This is a genomic window from Peribacillus sp. NPDC097895 (genome assembly GCF_050277555.1).
In the GTDB taxonomy this organism is placed as follows: domain Bacteria; phylum Bacillota; class Bacilli; order Bacillales; family DSM-1321; genus Peribacillus.
Window position 1 is genome coordinate 1,428,890 of sequence record NZ_JBNNSH010000001.1, and the last position, 20,947, is coordinate 1,449,836.

Below are 20,947 nucleotides of genomic sequence, written 5' to 3' on the forward strand. Positions count from 1 at the left end.
CCCTGTTACCTTCTTGAAAAATAGGAACGAGTAGTAAAACATGAAATTAAATTAGGCTTTGATTTACAAAACACGCAATTAGATGAAATTCTTCAATATATTAGAGGATAAAAATGTAATTACTTTTAAGCCTATTGCTAATGGATTTTATTTGGAAAATCGGAGCTGTCTTTAAGGCAGCTCTTTCTTTATGCAACTAACGGGGCAGGATAGTTCAAGAGTACATAAGGAGTTGTTCAACAATTGGGCCAGATTGCGAAGGAAGAATTGCTGACTTTACAAAAGGTAAATTAGTTAAGGATAAATAGTGGTGAACCAAAAAGAAGGAGCTTTTGAGTGGAGCTATTATTTGGAATTTAATGCATAAGTTTGGAACCAATGCCCATTTCAAACGTAAGTAATGTAAAAGACTTAAGGTTGGGAGGCATAAGTATGAGGCAGCTTTATATAAAGCAGAAGGTATTCAGTCTTAGCGGGAAATTTACAGTAAAGGATCAGCAGGAGAAGGATATATATTACGTGGAGGGAAGTTTTATGCAAGTTCCAAAGACTTTCTCCATTATGAATACAGCAAGAGATGAAGTAGCACTCATTACGAAAAAGGTGTTCAGCTTTTTACCAAAGTTTTTGGTTGAGGTGAATGGTCGAGAGGTATTAACAATAAAGAAGGAATTTTCCTTCTTAAAAGCACGATATACAATTGATGCGGCAGGCATTGAAGTACATGGTAATTGGTGGGATATGGATTTTCAAGTTTTACAGCATGGTAATATCGTAGGTAAAGTGGGCAAGGAGTGGTTCACTTGGGGCGATAGCTACAAGGTTCAAATAATAGATGAAGAGATGGAAACCATTATTATTGCACTCGTTGTTGCAATTGATTGTGTGAAGGCTGATCAAGCAGCTGCTTCCTCAGCAACGTCAATTTAAAGTAGAAGTGTAAAATTAAAAGGCTGTGACAGTTTTTTTTAAAATCACTGATTGAATAGGTGCGGTGAACCGTATCATATATAAATGACAAGGCCATTTGGTACCAAGGTTTTATATTCGTTCCTCAGTAATCGGGCGTGATTCTTGAATAAGGTTCGCTTTTCTTATAGAACTAACAGGCTGAAGATCGGAGCTGTCTTTAAGGCAGCTTTTTTCTTATGGAACAAAAGGGGCAGGTTAGTTGAACAAGGGTAATTCATAATATGTATAGAATAAGTAGAGTGTAGGTTCATTTGAAGGAAATGAGGTGGCTATCATAAAGAAAATTCTTAGTTTATTGTTTTTGTTTGTATTGTTTATGGGTGTAGTTGCTTGTAACAAGGATGTGGCCAAAGAGGCTGATATAGAAAAATTCATTAAAGATTACAGTACGGAACGATATAACGTTAAAGACCCCTCTAATTCTCCGTCTTCAGATGAAATTGCAAACAAGGTTAAAGAATATTTATCAAAAGATGAATATGATGCTCAAATAGCTAACCGTTATTATTCAATACCATCAATGGTAGCCAAGGAAGTTAAAAAAAGTATTGAGGTACAAAACCTTATCCTTGAAGAACAAAGTAAAAATGATGATAGTACAATTGATTATAAATACACTATAAAATTTAAGCTTTATGACGAGGAGTTATCTAAAGTTTATGATAAAGAAGGAGAGCTAACTATCTCTACAAAAGATAATGAATTAAAAATCACTCGTGATTGGAGTAGAGGGGTGAAAATTGACGGTTTAGATGGTGGACTTTAATAAGAGCTTATAGAACTAAAGGGGCAGGTTAGTTCAACAAGGAATACTGCATTTGAAATAGAATTGATAATGTACGTTAAATAAAGAACGAAGGTTGAATGATTTTGATTAACACAGTTTTTTATATGTTCTTCTTGGTGTGATAGTTTCATACTTCTTGGAGTGGGCAGTTGTTGGGAGGGAATTTATAATAAAGTTTGATCAAAAGTCCTGTATTGATATGAAGGATTTTTTTTGTTCCGCAATCGGGACATTTTCTTGAATAAGAAGTTGCATAAAATCCCACTTTTTTATACGGCTACCAGGTGCGCGGGTGTGCACAAACGTTGATTTAACAATGATAAAATCCTGGAAAAATAATAAATTGTGACAGGTTCTTGGCGCCCAAGGGGGGGGGGGGTGTGAGGGGAAACTTCTGTTAGATTAATTATGTTAACTTAATATGAATAGAGTATGCAAGACCTTTTTCGCAGGAATTCAATCATTTTATAACGAATTACTAGAAGAACTTTATACAAGAGAAAGGATGATTATAGTGGGGATAAAAATTGACGAATACGAACTTCTTGACAATGATTCAGGTCCTTATGGAATAACTGCTGGAAAAGATGGTGCGCTATGGTTTACACAACATAAAGCAAATCAAATTGGTCGAATGACTGTTAAAGGTGAAGTCACTCATTTCGTTGTTCCTACACCCAATGCAGGTGTGCTATCTATAATCTCCACAACTCAGGGTGATGTATGGTTTACGGAAAATAGGGCGAATAAAATTGGAAAACTGAAAGTAACAGGTGAAATCATCGAATATACTCTCCCGAGTCCAAATTCAGCACCTTTTGGAATAACTGAAGGACACAATGGAGACATTTGGTTTACCGAAATGAATGGAAATAGAATAGGGCGGATTTTACCAACAGGTGAAATTATTCAGTATGATATACCGAATCCTGGCTCCTATCCCTCTTTTATTGTTGCTGGACCTGACGGTGCCATCTGGTTTACTGAGAATCAGAGTAATCAAATTGGTCGGATTACGATGCTCGGAGAAGTGACTAATTACATTTTGCCAACAAAACATGCTGGTCCTGTAGGTATTACAAGTGGACCGGACGATGCACTTTGGTTTGTGGAAATTAACGAAAATAAAATCGGTAGAATTACTACCTCTGGAACAATAAGTGAATATACCATCCCTACTGCAAATGCTCGTCCACACGCAATAGTAACAGGGCCTGACCGTGCTTTATGGTTCACTGAATGGGGAAGTAATCAAATTGGCCGAATTACAATGCAAGGTAAAATTACGGAGTATCTAATTCCTACACAAAATGCGGAGCCTCATGGAATTGTATTAGGACCTGATGGTGCCATTTGGTTCGCTGAGGAATGTAATAAAATAGGTCGGCTTAGTTTATTATAAAAATCCGGAAAGAAAGGCAGTGGATATCCATGGAATCAAATAAGCAACATGGGCCAAATCCTAAAGATAAATATCCGATTAAAGGAAATCGCGTTGTGCAATTTATAAAAAATACAATTACTAGACCAAATATTATTGTGGGTGAATACTCATATTACGATGCAAAAAATGGTGAATCTTTTGAAGATCAAGTGTTATATCACTACGAATTTTTCGGTGATCGACTTGTCATAGGGAAATTTTGCGCCATAGCACCTGGTGTAACGTTTATTATGAATGGAGCTAATCATAGAATGGATGGTTTTTCAACCTACCCATTCAATATTTTCGGACACGGTTGGGAGAAATATGTGCCAACGTTAGATCAGTTGCCGTTTAAAGGTGATACCATAATTGGAAATGATGTTTGGATTGGAATGGATACTGTCATTATGCCTGGAATAAAAATAGGGGATGGTGCAATTGTAGCAGCCAAATCGGTTATTACAAAAGATGTGGAACCTTACACTATCGTTGGAGGAAATCCTGCAAAGAAACTTAATACCCGTTTCTCAGAAGAAATCATTAACGAATTGCTGGAAATTAAATGGTGGGATTTAGATATTGATATCATTTCTGCTCATATTGATGTGATAGTGAATGGAGAAATGGAGAATCTAAGAAATTTAAAAAATAAAATATGACAAAATAAAAACTGTCTATAAGGCCCAGTGACAGAGTTCTTGCTCTAATCCGTCAAATGTTTTATATAAAATTCAAACTAATAGGAGGTTTATCATGGTCTATGTCGCACTGCTTAGGGGAATCAATGTTGGTGGGAAAAATAAAATTAACATGAAGTTGCTTAAACAAGCTTTTGAACGAGTGGGTATGAACTCTGTAGTTACATATATCAATTCAGGTAATATTATTTTCACAGTGAATGGCCAATCAAAAACAACAATATCCCATATTTTAGAAGAGGCTATACTTACAAACTTCGGATTACAAATCAAAGTTTTAGTCCGTAGTTTTGATGATGTTAAAAAAGTCATACACTCCCTTCCAGAGTCTTGGACGAACGACCAACAGATGAGAAGCGATGTGCTGTTTTTATGGGACGAAATTGATGATGAGTCAGTGCTTAATAAGCTGGTCATCAAACCAGAAATTGATACGGTGAAATACGTTCCTGGAGCCATTCTATGGTCGGTTGAAAAAAAAAAATTACCAAATCCGGTATGACTAAACTCGTTGGTTCAAAACCATATCAACAAATAACAATCAGGAATGTAAATACAACTCGCAAAATATACGAACTTATGCAAGCTGTAGAGGTGTGAATTACATGATACTAGCAAGAACTATTTTCTATTAATTGGAAACTATCTGACGAATTAGAGCAAGAACCCTGTCACTGGGCCTATAACACTCGTTATGGAACAAAAAAGGTTAGGTGCTTTTTTAGATATCCAACCTTTTTTTGCTGATATGACACTTTATGAAAGTTCTGCCATAAACACTAGTTGAATTAAATTAATCAATCTTCAACAATAGGGCGCGATTCTTTAATAAGAAACGCTTTTTTTAATGAACTAACAGGTGCGTTAGCTGAAGATTAGAGCTGTCTTTAAGGCAGCTTTTTCTTTATGCAACTAAAGGGGCAGGATAGTTGAAGAGTGCTGTTTGACCTTTTTTCAACAATTTGGCCATTTAATGGAGTAAGGGGGTTCTTAACAAAATTAGCTATTTATATTGAAGTGAGATTGTTACATGTGCTAATGGATCAGGATAGTGGAAAAGACTAGTTAAAGTTAGGTAGCATTTTTAGTTATAGGAAGTGCTTTTTTTATGTGTAAAGATATAAAGGGATATATATAAATGATAATAATATTATGTGATAAAATAATTATTTATTGTAAAACGATAAACATTGCATTAAACTTAAGTTAAAGAAAGTTAAAGATACATAAGTGAGGTGCTTTTTATGAAACAAGTTACGACACTCTTTTTAAAGCTAGCTGTTATTTTTATAGGAATCCCAGTTCTTGCATTGTGCATATTTTTGGTGCCTAAGATCGGGAATTTTGCTGGAGAATTGTATCCAGATATTGCTTATATGAAATCTCTCGTTTTAATCGATATGTATGCGGCAGCGATACCTTTTTACTTTGCTCTGTATCAAGCTTTTAAACTTTTAAGCTATATTGATAAGAACCAAGCGTTCTCGGAATTATCGGTAAAGGCTTTAAAGAATATAAAATACTGTGCCATCACGATCAGCACCTTGTACCTACTAGGTATGCCACTCTACTATCTCATGGCAGAAAGAATTGACCCTCCAAGTTTCATACCAATTGGATTGGTCATTATTTTCGCCTCTATGGTGATCGCCGTTTTTGCTGCTGTTCTCCAAAGACTTTTACAAGAAGCTATTAATATAAAATCAGAAAATGATTTAACGGTCTGAGGTGGAGGATATGGCAATTATTATTAATATTGATGTGATGTTAGCAAAACGAAAAATGAGCGTAACGGAGCTTTCGGAGAGGGTTGGGATTACGATGGCAAATGTATCAATATTAAAAAATGGAAAAGCAAAAGCTATTAAATTTTCAACATTAGAAAAGATCTGCGAAGTTTTAGAGTGTCAACCAGGTGATATTCTAGAGTATCAAAAAAATTAATTCATATGATCTGAATAAAGGAGAGAATATGATGAAAAAGAAATATCTATTGGCTTCTACACCAATATTTTTAGGAGTCATTCCGTGTTCAAAAAAACAAACTAATTAATGTATAAAATAAAAGAGCCAATTTCCTTAACGTACCTTTTTTGATGGAGGGGATTCTCACCTAAAAAACTAATCATGGAAATAATAACCAGTAGTGACCTGTTTTTACACGTATCTTGGCTGAACCCCTATATTAGGGTCTAGGTATCTTTTTAATAGTATTGATGGCATTTCGTCCGTTACAAGGTAATATTTATAGATACAAACACATATTCGTGTGTTCAATTCCTTTTAGGGTACCAAATCCAGCAAAATGGGCATTAGTAGTAAGTCTCTATTCAATTAAAGGGCGCGATTCTTTAATAAGAATCGTGTTTCTTAATGAACTAACGGGTGTGTTAGCTGAAGGTTGGAGCTGTCTTTAAGGCAGCTTTTTCTTATGGAACTAACGGGGCAGGATAGTGAAAGACGGGATAATCAGTTAATAAAACAACCAAGAGGTGGAAAGTAATGTATCAATTTCAACACGAGGTCCAAAGAAAAGAAAAGATTGATATGGTATATGGCATTTTATTTATCGTTTCTGGATTGGTAAATATAGCTTTACAGTTCGCGGGTGGTAATATTCTTAATGGAATAGTCAGTCTCTTATTTTCTGTCATTGTCCTTCACTATGGTTTGCGAAAGAAATTCTGGGCGGAAATATTCATAAAATGTACGGTATGGATTCATATAGTTTTATTGTTAATGATGTTTCTTGTGATAATAATTAAATGATAAAGTAAGTAGATTCTCAACTAACAGGTGCGTTAGCTGAAGATCGGAACTGTCTTTAAGGCTTTTTCTTTATGCAACTAAAGGGGCAGTTTAGTTCAATAAGGTTTCATTCCTTTATGTGGGTTAATTTGGCAACAAATGAATTGAAACATCATTTATTCGGAAAACGTAATAGAAGAAACTCTAAAAAAGGGAATGAAGAATATTGGCACAGTATTTCTCTTCACTAATCTTGTCATTTGTAATGCTAGTGGGAATGTCGGCTTATTTTTGGCATTTTTATAAAATGATAAAGAAAAACGGAGATTCGTATAAGATACCGATAAAGGACATTCTTGGAGTCGCCTCTTTATTTCCCCTATCAGGATCCCTATTTATTTATACTTTGTTAGACCTGCCTAACGTTTTAGCTGATATGACGAAACAATATAGAGGGGATTGTGAGATCGTCATATTCGATATTACACGTGGGGGACATACGGAGGCTAACTTTGGAAAGCATAGCAATATCTTTCCTAAGAATTATCAGGGTGTAGGAGAAGGTAACTATTACTGTGAAGTGGATTTTTATCCGCGAACTGATCAAGGAAAGTCATTGAGAGTTTATCAGTCAAAAGGCGGAAATTAAATGAACTAATAGGTGCGTAAGTTCATTAAGAAAAAGTAAAAAAAGTCGATTCCTAAACGTAGAGGAGATCGACTTTTTAAGTTGAAATTCTCTTAGCGTATAAAATTCCGAAATGGGTGGTTTAGCATTGTCGCTAACGTTCGTAAAGTACACTTTAACGAATAGTGGAATCCTTGACCAAAACAAGCCCTTATTTACGTTTGCCAAAGTATGAAAACATTTTACGAACGTCCTGAACGAAATTCCTCAAACATCTCCTTCGCAACTAATATTTTTCTATAAAATAATAATGGTTACCAATGGCAACATTTAAACGAAAAAGTAGGTAGGGGGGGATTAAATGACTACTATTGTTTGTAATTAATTTGCAAAAAGTGTTCAAAACTACTTAAGGGTTAAACAATGATTAACCTTTTAGAATTAGCAACTTAAATCAAGTGCATATCCATGACTAACTTTAAAGTCAGTCCCTATTTCAAGTTCAACAGAAAAGTATAGAATGACAAAAGAATTCCTACAGAATATGTAGCATACAAGTAGAATTAATTTTCTGTATAATCTGAATAATAAAGTGAATCATTGAAATGAGGTGGGTCTTTGAAATAATTAATGAACCTTTAGGTAAGTGCCTTATTTAAAGTATTTTAAGTAGGAGGAAAAAAAGGATTTCTAACACCTTAGATGCAATTTATCAGTTAACTTGACTGTGATTAAAAATGGAGGTGTGATGATTTGTCTAAAAAAACTAAAGATATGGGGAATGAACTTTCTAATAAAAAAATGAAAAGAAGGGCGCTTGTAGGCGCTACCTTTGGAGCAGTAATCGAATGGTATGACTTCTTTCTATATGCAACTGCCTCTGCATTAATCTTTCCTAAATTGTTTTTCCCAGATTCGGACCCGTTTATCGCTACATTGTTATCCTTTGCTACTTTCGCGACCGGATTCTTGGCACGTCCAATAGGTGCGGTTATCTTTGGGCATTACGGTGATCGTATTGGAAGGAAAAATGCACTAGTAATAACATTATGGATGATGGGCTTGAGCAGTTTTCTTATGGGGTTATTGCCTACCTTTGCGAACATTGGAATCTGGGCTCCTATTTTACTTGTTATTCTTCGTCTAATTCAAGGAATTGGAGTCGGAGGAGAATGGGCAGGATCGATTCTGTTGTCAATGGAATGGGGTAGCGAAAAGAAAAAAGGGTTCATGGCAAGCGTGCCAAATGCAGGGGTAGGAGCAGGTATGTTATTATCCTCTGCTGTAGTAGGATTGTGTCTATATATTTCAAATGACAGTTTTTATACTTGGGGGTGGAGAATTCCATTTCTTGCAAGCTTACTACTTTTGGCCGCAGGTGTAATTATTCGGAATAAAATCTTAGAAACTCCTTCGTTCCGTCAAGTTAAAGAGGTAAATCATGTCTCTAAAATGCCGGTTTTGGAAGTACTTAAGTTATACCCTAAGCAAGTTTTATATACTGGGTTAGCAAAATTCTCTGAACATGCACCTTTTGCTATATTTACAACCTTTATGATAAATTATAGTATAAATAATTTTGATGTAAGTTCGGAATATATGGTGAATGTCAATATACTTGCAAGTGTATTAATGTGTATCAACATTCCTTTATTTGGTTACCTTTCTGATAAGGTTGGGATTAAACGTCTGTATATTGTGGGAGTCATTGCGACACTTCTCTTTGCATTTCCATATATCGGATTAATGAATACTGGTGTTCCAGGCATAATTTTACTTGCAACCCTCTTATCGATGTTCCCACATAATATACAAGCTGGTGCTCAACCAGCTCTAGTAGCTCAGGCCTTTCCCGCCAGACTACGTTATAGTGGCGCTTCATTGGGAACACAAATACCTGCAGTATTTGCTGGAGGCATAGCTCCAATGGTCTGTACTTATCTAATACAAACTACTGGATCCATCTATTCTATCGGTTTTTATATAGCTTTTACTTCGGTGGTAAGCTTAGTGGGGACCATTTTACTTAAGAATCTTTCAAATGATAGTGTGGATTCTGAAATTTGTAAACAGAAGATGGTATTAAATAGTACGGAAAAGGCAAATGCATAGAGAAATTCTTTCAGGAATGGAATATTAATAATTACCAATTATTATATATACCATATTAGGATTCTGCCAGAATAAGAGAGGACATTTTCAAAAAATGTCCTCTCTTATTAATTTTTTATATTAGGGAACATCAAAACAAAAACATTAGAACCTTTACTAACTAACATTGGGTAAAGGTAAAATAGAAGATTGAAACAATCTATACAATAATATATCTCAAATTTTATCTTGTATTTGCATAAAGGGTAGTTTACCAAATGCGAGGTATATATCTAAGGCTAATTGTACTTCGCGCCGAGTACTAGAATTCATCATATCAATGTTAAATCGTTCTGATATATTTAACAGGCGGTAACGCATTCCACCAATCGATAAGTTCATGTAACGAGCAGTTTTATGTAAATTACATTCGTTATCTAAATAGAAATATAAAGTTTTTAATAGTTCTGTAGATTTCCGAACATCATAATCATACATAGGCCCTAAAACCTTATCGGCATAACTCTCTAATTCCTCTGGATTTCGTGCATCTAATAAAATAGAAATAGGACCTAGTTCCGAAAATAAGATAACCCGTTGTTGCTGATTTGTGATTTGTGCAATTTCTAATGCTTTTTTCGCTTGTTTAAATCCATGGTGGAAATTATTGATATCTAAGCAAAGGTTACTTATACCAATTAATAGTTGAGAGGTGGGAATAATTCGCTTTACTTCTTCCATTATTGCTTCGCCGTATTGTTGTGCACTAATCTTACGAGATACTAATATATCCTCGGGTATTAGTGCTTGTATTTGTCCAAAGTAATTTGAAACCAAAATTTTTTGCTCCTCATATTCTGAATGTTTCCTTAGAATATTAGCGATTAGATCTTTTTCTTTAGTTAATAATTTATCATTCTTAAAGAGAAGATTTTGATTTTGTAATCGAAATATAAACACAAAATGAGGTTTATTAAGAGAGTAGCCTAAATAAGATAGTCGTTTTGCAATACTTGAATCTAGATTTGGCTGGAGTAATATTTCGTTAAGCATTTCACCTTTCATACGGTGTTCAGTTTCTATGACCGTTTTTTCATTTAGTAAATGAAGAGCGCAAATATTTGCGGCTCTTTCAATAAAAGAAGGCTCGAGTTCTTCTATTTCCTTTGAATTTTTTATTATGGAAATATATCCGTATATATTATTCTGGACGACAATTGGAGTGATTAATGGGAATTTGAAGAATTCTTGTTCTTCTAGGGTATTTAGTTGAATTGTTGCTTGTTTATTAATCATTTCTTCCATTTTTTTTTGGTCGGATGCACGAAGTTTTTCTTTGTTGTCAATGATATTTTTTAAAGAATAGTTGAATACTTGTCCATACTCCGTAATCGTCTCAAAATACTGATTGGAAATTACTATTCCGCATTGAAGGCTTTTTCCGAGGGTTTGGGCTATTTCGCCAAGACCTTTTCCTTGTAGAACTATTTGTGTCAATTGGTTACTTAAGATATTCCCTCGCTTTAAAATTTCACTTTGACTTTCAATCCGCTTGTAGGCCCAATCAAGTTCATCACCAATATCCTCTCGGGCATAATCAACAGAATCGATAGAAATTTCGTCACCCCATAATTCCAAAGTTTTTCCTACGAAATGGCAATGTTTATCACCTTTTCCTATACACTCTATTTCTTTAAAGACTACTTTTCTTCCAAATGATGTACTGCAGTAGCCACTTGCATAACCTTCCAAAAAGTAGCAGACAGGTTCGGAGTGAAAAGGGAAATGTTGTAAGTATTGTTTTGCTTCATAGGAATTATTCCAAAAACCTTCAACGTCGAATTCTCCAGTTTCGGTATCTATTTTCGCCTTTGTTGGAACAGATGATGTACGTCCAGAAAGGTTATGCATGGTGACTCCTGCTAGAACCCATTCCTTTTTATTTTCCCACTCAAACATATCTTTTAATACTTCAGCTTCATGTCTACCGCACTGATACCCGTACCGTAATAAAAAGCGCTTTGCCCGTTCGATTCCAAGAGTCAAAGTCAAATCCTTAATTAAGGTCCCCCAAGCATCTGCACTAGAAATAAACATTCGTTGAGACTGAAGAAAGTTATCCATTTCGGCATCGATCCTAAATAAATCGCCCAAGGTTATATTATTTGCTTTAACTGCCATAATCAGCCTCCTATTAATAGCATTTTTACTTATGCACTACCATAATTCTTTATTGAATTTTATTTTTACTACAGAATAATACAATATTATACCTAATTTCCTACTCATTATGTCGTTTAATATATTTAATATTCAGATTATACTTAATATTAAGATATCAGATTTAGTTAGTACAATGTAGCATTTTGTTTTTAATAATTAATAACAAGCTGGTGAACTGTTAAAAACATAGAGGATCTAGTTTCTACCTGAAATATGCAGCTAGATACTAAGTTTTCTAGTTTTAAATAATTAATAAAGCATGTTTCAAGTTAATTGTCTTTTATTAGCCATAGCGACAAAATGACAGCTATGGAGAAAAAATGGAGGTAAGAGAAATGGAACGGTCTTTAAGTGATAGAGCATGTATCGTGGGTGTTGGGGAAACAGATTATGTAAGAGGCACATCCAAGGCATTAGCACATCTTTGTATTGAAGCTTCTCTTAATGCTTGTAGAGACGCTGGGATTGATCCTTCTGAGATAGACGGTGTAATTTCTCCCTGGAAATATAATGTTCGTCATGAGGAGTTTGTTCATGGATTAGGAATGAAAGAACTTAAATTCACCGGACGTCATGAAATGGGAGGGGCCAGTTCCATCGCAGCCATTCAGACTGCAGCATTAGCAGTGGATGCAGGAATCGCAGATTATGTGCTTGTTGCTACAGGACAAAAAGGCTATTCAGGTCCACGACTGGGTGCGGGGGATCCCAGTATTCTAGATTTAAATAATGAATTTATGCCTAACTCCGAGTATCGTGATAACTTAGAATATCCATACGGCTTAATGGTTCCATTGCAATATTTTTCACTTCATGCAAATAGATGGTTTCATGAATATAATCCTGATCCAGTTGGTATGCAGATTGTAGCTATGACTTGTAGGGAACATGCTCAGTTGAATAAAAAAGCATATATGAGAGGACGCCCAATGACATCAGAGGATTACCAAAACTCTCCTATGCTTGTTTCTCCTTTTCGGCTATTAGACTGCTCACTAGAAGTGGATGGTGCAGGCGCTGTAATTGTCACCTCTAAGAAAAATGCATATCGTTTTAAAAAACCTGTTTATATAGGCGGAATCGCTGAAGGTCATCCGACTTATCCAGATGATATGCCTACGCGTCCTGACATTTTAGATATGGGGATTACCCATGCTGCACCACGTGCATTTGATATGGCTGGAGTGCGACATGAAGAAATTGATTTTGCAGAAATTTATGATTGCTTCACTTTTATTGTCCTTAGGCAACTTGAAGAAATGGGCTTTTGTGCTCGGGGTGAAGCGCCGGAATTTATTAAAAATGGCCGGATTAGTCTTGGGGGAAAATTGCCTATCAATACACATGGTGGGCTGCTTTCCCAGGCACACATTGTTGGAATAAATCATGTTGTTGAAGCTGTTTATCAATTAAGAGGAGAAGCAGGAGAAGCTCAGGTTGATGATGCAAAGATTGGTATTGTCACAGGTTATGGAGATCTTAGCGATGGTTCAATTGCTATTCTGCACAAATAATTATTTAAATAAACCCTTAAGAAAGAGAGTTGTTAAAATGGAAAATTTAGATATTCTTTTTCGTCCGTTACCTAATCGTAATATAGACCATTGGGACAGGGAATGGGATTTGTTTTCACCATTTTGGGAAGCGGCGCGATCTGGAAAACTAATTGTTCAAGAATGCACAGAAACAAAAAAGAAAGTTTGGCCTCCAAGATTTGTTTCACCTTATGCCCCTGGTGCCGAACTAGAATGGGTACCGATTAAAGGTATAGGAGAAATTTATACTTACAATATCGTTTATAGAGGCTTTTTCCCTTACTACAAGGATAAAGTACCATACGCACTAGTAGTGGTTGATTTAGGAGAAGGAATTAGAATGCTAGGCAATACGGTAGGTATGGATCCTACAAAGGTGCACTGCGGGATGAGAATGGAAGTTGCTTTTGAAATAGTAAATGATGAAATTACTTTGGTGAATTGGAAACCGTCTGAAAGGGGTTAAGAAATTTATGACGAACCAGGCAGAAGTTCTAAAAGGAATTCGCGTTTTAGATTTCACATGGAGTGTCTCCGGTGCGACCACGACCAGAATTTTAGCTTCCTTTGGAGCGGAGGTTATTAAAGTTGAATGGCCGAAGACCCCCGATGCTATGCGTTTTTCCATGTACGCTAAGGAGGATGAACCGGGACTGGATAATGGTGCTTTTTTTAACAATTTAAGCGCTGGAAAAAGAGGGATAACGTTAAATGTAAAATCAGAACGTGGCATGGAACTAATTCATGAATTGTTGAAAAAATCAGATGTAGTAACAGAGAACTTCAGCGCAGGTGTTTTTGAAAAATGGGGACTTGATTACGAGACTTTAGAAAAGATTTCTCCAGGAATCATTTATAAGAGTATATCTGGTTTAGGTCATAGCGGTCGAAATAAAAAGTACGGAACATGGGGTCCGACCGCCGCAGCCTTATCTGGGATGACCTATACCTCTGGACTTCCGGATACTCATCCTTCGGGTTGGGGATATTCCATTTTAGATGTCGTAGCAGGCTATACCGGTGCTTATGCTGTAATGACCGCGCTCTATCACAAAAAACGTACGGGGAAAGGGCAATATATCGATATTTCACAGGTTGAAACTGCGATGCACTTAACCGGAGCAAATCTCCTGGATTATACAGTGAATAAACGATCATCCAAGAGACCGGGATTTCCACCAGGGAATCGTTCAATCGTCTCCAAAGCAACACCGGAAAACAGCTACAGAGGACAAATAGGATGTCCACATAACAGCTATCGCTGTGCGGGTGGTGGTCAGAATGACTGGTGTACGATTGCTATTTTCTCTGATGACGAATGGAATACTTTCAAACAAGCAATTGGAAATCCTGTATGGACAAATTATGACAAATTTAACACGTTTGAGGGGAGGTTGGCCCATCAAGATGAATTAGATAAAAATATTGAGTCATACACGATTGAGCGTGACAAATATGAAGTGATGGAACTGCTACAGAGCCATAGAATCGCATGTGGAGCCGTGCAGATGAATGAGGATCTTATGGTAAATGATCCTCAGCTGAAATCACGAGGATTGTTTGAAAACCTTCAGCATTCATTACTTGGCTTACGATCCTTTGAAGGCATTCCTATTAAAATGTCTAAAACGCAACCCTATCTCCAAAAATCAGGACCTCTAATGGGAGAAGATAATACTTATGTGTTTGGAACGATTTTAGGCTACAGTCAAGACGAAATCGACCGATTGACAAATGAAGGAGTTTTATGGCCTGAAGATATGCCGAAGGATGAGATTAAGGCTATTCGCCCATTATGGTGAAAAGGAGTGATAACAAATGATACAGGGAGCTTTAGATGGAATTAAAGTATTGGAAATCGGTGACCAATTGACTCAGTATGCCGGAAAATTACTGGCGGATATGGGAGCGGAAGTTATTAAGGTAGAACCTTCGAAAGGCGTTCAATCACGTAATATTGGCCCATTTTATCAAGATGAGCCCGACGTGAATAAAAGTTTATATTTCTGGCATTATAACACTTCTAAAAAATCAGTAACACTTGATCTGCAAACTGAAGTTGATAAGCAGCGTTTTTCCCATATGGTGTCCGAATTTGATGTTGTTCTGGAGGATTACAAGCCCGGACAGATGAAAGAATGGGGCCTTGATTTTGAGAATCTCTCTAAGATACACCCAGGTTTGATTTATTGTTCGATAACCCCTTTTGGACAATCCGGGCCTTGGAGTCAGTATGAATCTAGTGATTTGATCCAGCTTGCTCTAGGTGGAATTATGGCTGTAACTGGCTATGACGATGTGAAAGATGCGCCGCCAATTGCCCCGACAGGAGGTCAATCCGCTCACTTATCGGGATATTTTGCTGCTATGGGAGTTATTAGTGCCTTATTTTATCGAGATATATCAGACGGGGGCGGGCAGTATATAGATATTTCGGTTCATGACTGTGTTACGGTTTCAACAGAAATGTCCATTCCGTACTGGGAGTATCAAAAAGCACATGTTAACCGTCAAACAGGACGACATGCTCTGCCAAACAGGTCAAGCCGCTGGAATTTCAGATGTAAAGACGGTCGTTACATTCTTTGTTTGAATACGTATTTAAGTTCCGGGCGTTGGCGAGACTTGGTGGCCTGGCTTAAATCAAAGGGGATGGAAGGGGAATTGGGAGACGAGAGATATGTGGATGATCATTTTCGCGCTACACATATGGAATATGTATGTGAAGTGTTAGAACGTTTTTGCTTAGAGCATGATTCAGAATATATATTCCATTATGCGCAAAGCATCAGCCTTCCATGGGCACCCGTTCGTGCACCTGAAGAAATGTTGGAAGACCAACACTTGGTTGAAGATCGGAATACTTTTGTTAATGTTCGACACCCGGAATTAAATGAGTCCTTTACTTACCCAGGAGCTCCTTATATTTTTAATAAAACTCCTTGGGAAATATCTCAAAGGCCTCCATTGCTAGGTGAGCATAACAATGAATTTGAGAAGTATATAGCCAATGAAGCTTCATCTGCTGCAATTGGTAAGATAAGAATCAATGAACGTGGAATTCTAAAGTGATATAAATTAATATTTAGAAGTAGTCCAACCATCGATGATACTTACATCATTTAATAATATTTTTTCAAGCGTTTTGTTCTAAACCATTGCTGATAGATGTTCATACTTATGATTGGATTGATTATTTTTCTTTTATCGTCCTCTTCCATGTGGTTGTAAGAATTCCTGTGTAGAAGACTTGTTTGTTTAGGGAACAAAACAAGTCTATCTACAACAGGTTTTTTTTATTGTGGAAAGATTTTATCAACTTATAAGAATACTTTTAATTCATTTTAGTAACTATGTGAAAGGTAAGGGCGATAGTTAACTACTTTGTATCATGAGAAATATAGAAAATCTATTGCTGATTTGAATTTCTGTAAAATTCGCTTTCTTATTTTCAGTAACAGGGAATTTTAACTGTACGATTAGGCCGAAAAATTAATATTTTCCGACCTAAATCTAAATTGTTTGATTTTAATAGTTAACCTATGATGTATTTATGAATTATTTTTTTGAATATTGTTTCAATTACTATTTTGTAAAGCATTTAATTATATAGGGGGAATTAACATGTTAACAAAAGAGGATAATCAATTACTTACTCAAACAAACCCTGAAACACCGATGGGACAATTATTTCGCAGATACTGGATTCCTGCTCTAAAGTCTAACGAATTAAAAAGTGATGGTAAACCTCAACGGGTAAAGTTGCTTGGTGAAGATTTGATTGCCTTTCGTGATACAGAAGGAAAAGTAGGTTTGATCGATGAACGGTGTCCACACCGTGGTACTTCTCTTTATTTTGGAATTAATGAAGGATGCGGGATCCGGTGTATGTATCACGGATGGAAATTTGATACGGATGGAGAATGTATGGAAATTCCTTCCGAAGAAAAAGACGGAAAATTCAGACAATCAATCAAGTTGAACAACTACCCTACTAAGGAAGTAAGTGGAATTGTATGGACATATATGGGTCCGCCGGAAAAGCAACCACCATTTCCTGAATTTTATTGGATGGGGCTACCAGAAGAAAACAAATTGGTAGAACGAGTTTGGCAAGAATGTAACTATGCACAGGTAATGGAAAATGACTTGGATTATGTACATGCTGCATTCTTACATAAAGCACATGGTACACAAGAAGTAGAAGAAGGTATTTTAAGTAGTGATTTAGGAATAGATCCAGATCATCCGCTTGTAAAAAACCCACCAGTAAAACAAGCAGTAGAGGATACGAATTATGGGAAGCGGTGTATAGCCGTAGGAATCGGGACTGAAAAAGAAAATGCTTTCATGGAGATCCATTATATATTCCCGTTTTATACATTTCCACCGAGGTTTGGGGGTGAAGACGGAATGTGGCATGCTTTTATTCCACGGGATGACTACAGTACATGGTCATGGGATGTGCAGTTTGCGCATGACCGGGTGATTGATGTACAAGCTCAACATGATCGTCGGGGATTAAAACTGGATGAAGATTTCAAAAAACAAATCAATCTTGAAAACGAGTATGGACAAGATCGTGATTTGCAAAGAACAGGAAATTTCACAGGTATTCGTGGGATAGCGAATCAAGACCATGCAGCGACTGAAACGATGGGTCCTATTGTTGACCGATCAATTGAGCATCTTGGGACAAGTGACTTACCGGTCATTCATATGCGACGCATCTTGCTGCAACAAGTAAAAGCATTCCAGGAGGGGCAGGAGCCATTAAAGCTAGAGAACGATTCATTAAAAACATTGTATAGCGATGGACTCTATGACAATAATCAAAAATCATGGCAAGAAGCATTTCCAATAAAAGAACAATTTCATAAGAAAGTATTGGAAAAAAAGCAGTGATGAATGAGAAACCATATGATGGTTATACATCCTTTAATTATTTAAAGGCAAGCAAGGATTACAAACAATATGAGCTATCCACTGAAATTCATAGAGTTCCAGAGTATTCACTACACTTAACAGATGAAGAAAATAATTTGCTGAGTGAAGTATTAACAGAATATCCTATTGTTTCTCTTAGAGATCATGGTTTTGTTGTTCCAAGAAAATCTAAGGATATACTTCCTTATTGCAGTAGTCTTCATACAGCTTTTCATTATGAGGGAATTTCTAAATCTGGAATTGATGTTATGTTTGAAAATTTCATGGATGGTATTTCAACAATTACATCGAAAAATGGTTTGAAATGGGACGATATCATTTATTTATTGGGAATGCGCTATGCAGATATTTATCATCAAAAAACTGTTTATATTGCAAGTACGTATAGTGATTTAACAAAAGCTAAGGGACAGAAACAAACAGCAATTCTTCCATCCTTAGAAGCAGCTAGTATTTTGGAAAACGAACTGGATCGTGTTGATATTTTATATGGTTTAGGGATTCGTTGTATGGGGATAACCTACAATGAATCAAATACACTTGGTACTGGCCTTACAGAAAAGAGAGACGGTGGTTTAACTAACTTTGGACACCATGTTATTGAAAGAATGAACACAATAGGTATGATCATTGATATTTCTCATTGTGGAGATCAAACTAGTTTAGATGTAATCGAGGCAAGTCAACATCCTGTTTTCATGACACATGCAGGTGCAAGAGCAAAATGGAACACACCGAGAATGAAACCAGACCATGTATTAAAAGCTTGTGCAGAAAAAGGAGGAATTATTGGTATTTGTGCTGCTCCCAATACCACGTTAACAAAGAATTCACCTTCTCATTCGATCAATACGGTAATGGAGCATTTTGAGTATATTAAGAATTTAGTAGGTATCAATCATGTTGGCTTTGGTCCAGATACATTCTTTGGTGACCATGTAGCCTTACAGCATGCTTTTGACGACATGTTAGGAATCTCAGTTTCGCACAGTGGAGAAATATTTGAGGAATCTTCTTATGTGAAGGGTCTCGAAAATCCTGCAGAAGCAATGAAAAATATGATTGGCTGGATGATTAAAAATCATTATTCAATAGAGGAAATTGTTAAAGTTTCTGGTGGGAATGCCATGAGGGTAATAAAGGAGATTCTAATACGTTAGAGAAGATCGAAACATTTAGTATAAACAATTCGCAAAAGATTTTGTAATAGTGTCTAAAATAAGAAATAAGGCATGAAGCTTTTATTGAAATTTTCTATAGAAAGTAGTGATTTAATGACTTTAGTGGAATTTTTGGGTAAAATCCTTAACCAAAAAGAACTGGAACTTATAAACTCGGAACCAGCCTTTATATTTAACCTTGAAGATTTTGAGGAGACTAAACAGTGAATGATATTCTTTTTGAAACAATTGAAGCAGCTAGTTCAGCCATTAAAAATAAAAAGCTATCGCCAGTCGAGTTGACAAAGTTAACACTCCACCGTATTCAACAACATGATCCCGTCCTTAATGCATTTATAACCGTTATGGAAGAAGAAGCAATGGAGCAGGCTAAGCAATTAGAAATAGAAAGTCAGAAAAATCATATTAGAGGTCCTTTGCATGGAATTCCGATTGCTGTAAAAGATATCTTACAAACAAAGGGAGTCCTAACAACTGGAGGATCTAAAATTTTCCAAGACTGGGTACCTAATGAAGATGCAACCTCAATAAAAAAGCTAAAACAGGCTGGCGCTATTATTATTGGGAAGACGAACTTGCATGAATTTGCTATGGGAGCAACAACAGAAAATCCTCACTATGGAAGTACTAAGAATCCTTGGGATATCACCAGAATACCTGGTGGTTCAAGCGGAGGTTCAGCAGTAGCGACATCAACGGGTTTGGCTTTTGGTGCTGTTGGTTCAGACACTGCCGGTTCCATTCGTCTACCTGCAGCTTTTTGTGGCACAGTCGGTTTTAAACCAACATATGGTCTTGTAAGCCGGGAGGGCTGCCTTCCATTCAGTTGGTCATTAGATCACGTCGGTCCTATGACAAGGTCAGTAAAAGATGCTGCATTTTTGCTTGAAGTGATGAGAGGATACGATCCTAATGATCGTTCAACCGTAAAAAGAGATGAATTTAAAATATCAGACTACTCATTATTGAATGATTTAAAAGGTATCAAATTTGGTATCTATGAACCATATATGTTTTCTGGGATCGATCAAGATATAAAAGAGGTCATTGAAAAAGCCTTTGACCAATTAGAAACACTTGGAGCAGAAATAGTGCCAATTCATCTACCCGGTATTGAGGAAGCACTAAATGCCCTGAAGTGTATTGCTCAATCAGAGGTTGTCTCCTTTCATCAGCCTTTATTGAGAAGACACGGAGATTTGTACGGAAATGATTTAAAATATAGATTTCAATTCGGGAGAGAAGTTTCTGCTACATCATATATTAATGCCCATAGGATTAGAGATCAGTTTGTCAAAGAAACCATTAAGCAAATGAAAGACATTGATGCTCTTATTGGGCCAACTAACATTCAACGGCCTTTTAAAATAGGTACAATGGTACCTGAACAGGCAATCAGCAATATGTTTACACTAGGGAAAACCCCTCTTGCAAATATTTTAGGTTTCCCTTCGCTATCAGTTGCTTGTGGTTTTACAATGGATACCCTTCCCATAGGTCTTCAGCTCATTGGAAAACCTTTCTCAGATAAAAAAATATTGCAAATAGGAGATTGCTATGAAAATTCACAACGATGGTTACAGGCATTAAGAGAAAATAGAAATTACTCGCCAATAAAATCATAATAGAAGAAAATGGCCTACTGTGGGACTGAGTCACTCCTAACCTTGCAATTAATAAAACGGAAATAATTCAAATAAAAAAAGAAAAG

Annotated in this window: 17 protein-coding genes and 1 pseudogene; 17 read left to right on the top strand and 1 reads right to left on the bottom strand. The window is 36.3% G+C overall.

The window, feature by feature from the left end; genetic code table 11:
• Window positions 1-432: 432 nt before the first annotated feature.
• From ACQKMH_RS06855 to ACQKMH_RS06900, 10 genes and pseudogenes are all read left to right on the top strand, one after another.
• Window positions 433-930: an LURP-one-related/scramblase family protein gene (locus tag ACQKMH_RS06855; protein WP_427586670.1), complete on the top strand. Its 498-nt coding sequence runs from the start codon at window positions 433-435 to the stop codon at window positions 928-930.
• A gap of 307 nt (window positions 931-1,237) precedes the next feature.
• Window positions 1,238-1,738 carry a hypothetical protein gene (locus ACQKMH_RS06860; RefSeq protein WP_427586671.1) on the top strand — a complete coding sequence of 167 codons (501 nt, stop codon included), beginning with the start codon at window positions 1,238-1,240 and terminating at the stop codon, window positions 1,736-1,738.
• A 535-nt stretch (window positions 1,739-2,273) separates the two neighbouring features.
• The gene (locus ACQKMH_RS06865) at window positions 2,274-3,161 is read left to right on the top strand and encodes a virginiamycin B lyase family protein (RefSeq protein ID WP_427586672.1); all 888 of its coding nucleotides are present in this window, start codon (window positions 2,274-2,276) and stop codon (window positions 3,159-3,161) included.
• Between the two features lie 29 nt (window positions 3,162-3,190).
• Window positions 3,191-3,844, top strand: a complete 654-nt coding sequence (locus tag ACQKMH_RS06870) for a Vat family streptogramin A O-acetyltransferase (protein WP_427586673.1) — start codon at window positions 3,191-3,193, stop codon at window positions 3,842-3,844.
• 94 nt (window positions 3,845-3,938) lie between these two features.
• Window positions 3,939-4,483: pseudogene (locus ACQKMH_RS06875) on the top strand (DUF1697 domain-containing protein).
• A 644-nt stretch (window positions 4,484-5,127) separates the two neighbouring features.
• On the top strand, window positions 5,128-5,610 hold the full coding sequence (locus ACQKMH_RS06880) for a DUF2975 domain-containing protein (RefSeq protein ID WP_427586674.1): 483 nt from the start codon (window positions 5,128-5,130) through the stop codon (window positions 5,608-5,610).
• A 10-nt stretch (window positions 5,611-5,620) separates the two neighbouring features.
• On the top strand, window positions 5,621-5,827 hold the full coding sequence (locus ACQKMH_RS06885; RefSeq protein WP_053346663.1) for a helix-turn-helix domain-containing protein: 207 nt from the start codon (window positions 5,621-5,623) through the stop codon (window positions 5,825-5,827).
• 558 nt (window positions 5,828-6,385) lie between these two features.
• Window positions 6,386-6,652 carry a hypothetical protein gene (locus ACQKMH_RS06890; protein ID WP_427586675.1) on the top strand — a complete coding sequence of 89 codons (267 nt, stop codon included), beginning with the start codon at window positions 6,386-6,388 and terminating at the stop codon, window positions 6,650-6,652.
• A 205-nt stretch (window positions 6,653-6,857) separates the two neighbouring features.
• Window positions 6,858-7,280, top strand: a complete 423-nt coding sequence (locus tag ACQKMH_RS06895) for a hypothetical protein (RefSeq protein ID WP_427586676.1) — start codon at window positions 6,858-6,860, stop codon at window positions 7,278-7,280.
• A gap of 732 nt (window positions 7,281-8,012) precedes the next feature.
• Window positions 8,013-9,371 (top strand): MFS transporter, encoded by a 1,359-nt coding sequence (locus ACQKMH_RS06900; RefSeq protein ID WP_427586677.1) that lies wholly within the window; start codon window positions 8,013-8,015, stop codon window positions 9,369-9,371.
• A gap of 216 nt (window positions 9,372-9,587) precedes the next feature.
• Here ACQKMH_RS06900 and ACQKMH_RS06905 read toward each other — a convergent pair whose 3' ends face one another.
• Window positions 9,588-11,531, bottom strand: a complete 1,944-nt coding sequence (locus tag ACQKMH_RS06905) for a XylR N-terminal domain-containing protein (RefSeq protein ID WP_427586678.1) — start codon at window positions 11,529-11,531, stop codon at window positions 9,588-9,590.
• Between the two features lie 377 nt (window positions 11,532-11,908).
• On the opposite strand from ACQKMH_RS06905, the gene ACQKMH_RS06910 reads away from it, so the two are divergent.
• The 7 genes from ACQKMH_RS06910 to ACQKMH_RS06940 all read left to right on the top strand — a co-directional run bounded on the left by ACQKMH_RS06910 (window position 11,909) and on the right by ACQKMH_RS06940 (window position 20,861).
• Complete coding sequence (locus ACQKMH_RS06910) at window positions 11,909-13,087, top strand: thiolase C-terminal domain-containing protein (protein ID WP_427586679.1); 1,179 nt, start codon at window positions 11,909-11,911, stop codon at window positions 13,085-13,087.
• Complete coding sequence (locus ACQKMH_RS06915; protein WP_427586680.1) at window positions 13,059-13,574, top strand: Zn-ribbon domain-containing OB-fold protein; 516 nt, start codon at window positions 13,059-13,061, stop codon at window positions 13,572-13,574. Before ACQKMH_RS06910 ends, ACQKMH_RS06915 begins: the two co-directional genes overlap by 29 nt.
• A 7-nt stretch (window positions 13,575-13,581) precedes the next feature.
• Window positions 13,582-14,910, top strand: coding sequence for a CaiB/BaiF CoA transferase family protein (locus ACQKMH_RS06920; protein ID WP_427586681.1), 1,329 nt, complete (start codon window positions 13,582-13,584; stop codon window positions 14,908-14,910).
• Between the two features lie 16 nt (window positions 14,911-14,926).
• Window positions 14,927-16,180, top strand: coding sequence for a CaiB/BaiF CoA transferase family protein (locus tag ACQKMH_RS06925; protein ID WP_427586682.1), 1,254 nt, complete (start codon window positions 14,927-14,929; stop codon window positions 16,178-16,180).
• Window positions 16,181-16,732: 552 nt separating this feature from the next.
• Window positions 16,733-18,013 (top strand): Rieske 2Fe-2S domain-containing protein, encoded by a 1,281-nt coding sequence (locus tag ACQKMH_RS06930; RefSeq protein ID WP_427586683.1) that lies wholly within the window; start codon window positions 16,733-16,735, stop codon window positions 18,011-18,013.
• The gene (locus ACQKMH_RS06935) at window positions 18,013-19,215 is read left to right on the top strand and encodes a dipeptidase (RefSeq protein WP_427587530.1); all 1,203 of its coding nucleotides are present in this window, start codon (window positions 18,013-18,015) and stop codon (window positions 19,213-19,215) included. Before ACQKMH_RS06930 ends, ACQKMH_RS06935 begins: the two co-directional genes overlap by 1 nt.
• Before the next feature lie 224 nt (window positions 19,216-19,439).
• Window positions 19,440-20,861, top strand: a complete 1,422-nt coding sequence (locus ACQKMH_RS06940) for an amidase (protein ID WP_427586684.1) — start codon at window positions 19,440-19,442, stop codon at window positions 20,859-20,861.
• The last annotated feature ends 86 nt before the right edge of the window (window positions 20,862-20,947 follow it).